Annotated in this window: 2 protein-coding genes; both read right to left on the reverse strand. The window is 66.0% G+C overall.

Features of this window, described 5'->3' with window-relative positions; translation table 11 throughout:
* A partial coding sequence (locus MU516_RS19335) for an IS66 family transposase (protein WP_260278835.1) occupies positions 1 to 762 on the reverse strand: 762 nt, incomplete at its 3' end.
* A 60-nt stretch (positions 763 to 822) separates the two neighbouring features.
* Positions 823 to 1,173 (reverse strand): IS66 family insertion sequence element accessory protein TnpB, encoded by a 351-nt coding sequence (gene tnpB / locus MU516_RS19340; protein ID WP_209057838.1) that lies wholly within the window; start codon positions 1,171 to 1,173, stop codon positions 823 to 825.
* Between the last annotated feature and the right edge of the window lie 48 nt (positions 1,174 to 1,221).

Genomic DNA, 1,221 nt, shown 5'->3' on the forward strand with positions numbered 1-1,221 from the left:
CAACCGCTCGGCTTGCAGGACATGGTCGCGGATCAGCATGTGGAGCGGCTCGAGCGCGGCGGCACAGGCGCCGACCTGGTCGGCCAGGGTCGACAGGCTGAGATCAACACCTTCCCGGGCATAGCGCTCGGCCTGCCGGTTCAATGGCTGATGCTGCCCGAACTTCTCGAACAGGATGGTCGCCAGAAGGTTCGGCCCGGCCCATCCGCGGGGTGTCGCGTGGAACGGCGCCGGGGGCTGGCTGATTGTCTCGCAGTGGCGGCAGGTAAACTTCTCGCGGACAGTCTGGATAACCTTCCAGCGGCGCGGAATGACTTCCAGCGTCTCGGTGACATCCTCGCCCATCTTCACGATGCGCTCGGAGCCGCAGCATGCGCAGGACGATGGCGCCTCGATCACCACCCGTTCCCGCGGCAGATGCTCCGGGAAGGGCTTGCGGGCCGGGCGGCGGCGCTGGAAGCCGGCAACAGGCGTGGACTGTGCCGCAGTCTCCGCGGCGAGTTCATCCTCGGTGGCAGCCGCCTCGAGTTCCTCGAGCTGCAACTCCATCTGATCGATCAGGCGAGCCCGGCGTTCCGAGCTATGGCCGTATTGCTCCCGCCGCAGCTTGGCGATCTCGAGCCTGAGATGCTTGATCATCGCCTCGGAGGTCGAGACCACCGCGCGGGCCTGCGCCAGCTCGCTCTCGGCGGCCTCCGCACGGGCCTCCGAAACCGCGAGCGCGGCACGCAATCTGGCGATCTCGGAAGCGACATCCGGCATGGCCGAAACCTACCACGCAGCGCCCAGAAAGCCCATGAAAATAAGGTCTGTGAGGCTGATTTATCCGGCCTTTGCAGGGCGTTGCGTCCAGCGCGGGTTGCGCCAATCGATCCCTTCCAGAAGATAGCCGAGCTGGGCCGCGGAGACCTGCACCGCTTCGCCGCTGCGGCTGACGGGCCAGATGAATTTGCCCGCTTCCAACCGCTTGGTATAGAGCGACATGCCCACACCATCGTGCCAGAGCAGCTTGACCAGGTCGCCCTTGCGTCCACGGAAACAGAAGATCTCGCCGGCGTGGGGATCGCGCCCCAGTCCCTCCTGAACCTGTAGTGCCAGGGTGTTCATCCCGCGGCGCATGTCGGTGACCCCGCCAGAGATCCAGACGCGCACCCCCGCCGGGAAGGCGATCATGCCCGCTCCACCACCTGGATAAGCCGCGCAAGGATAGAGGCCTCGGTT

Source organism: Paracoccus maritimus (assembly GCF_025195095.1).
GTDB classification, from domain to species: Bacteria; Pseudomonadota; Alphaproteobacteria; order Rhodobacterales; family Rhodobacteraceae; genus Paracoccus; species Paracoccus maritimus.

What these genes read in the sequence shown, in the direction of transcription:
- tnpB (WP_209057838.1), bottom strand. Translation starts at nt 1,173, where the DNA reads ATGATCGCCTTCCCGGCGGGGGTGCGCGTCTGGATCTCTGGCGGGGTC.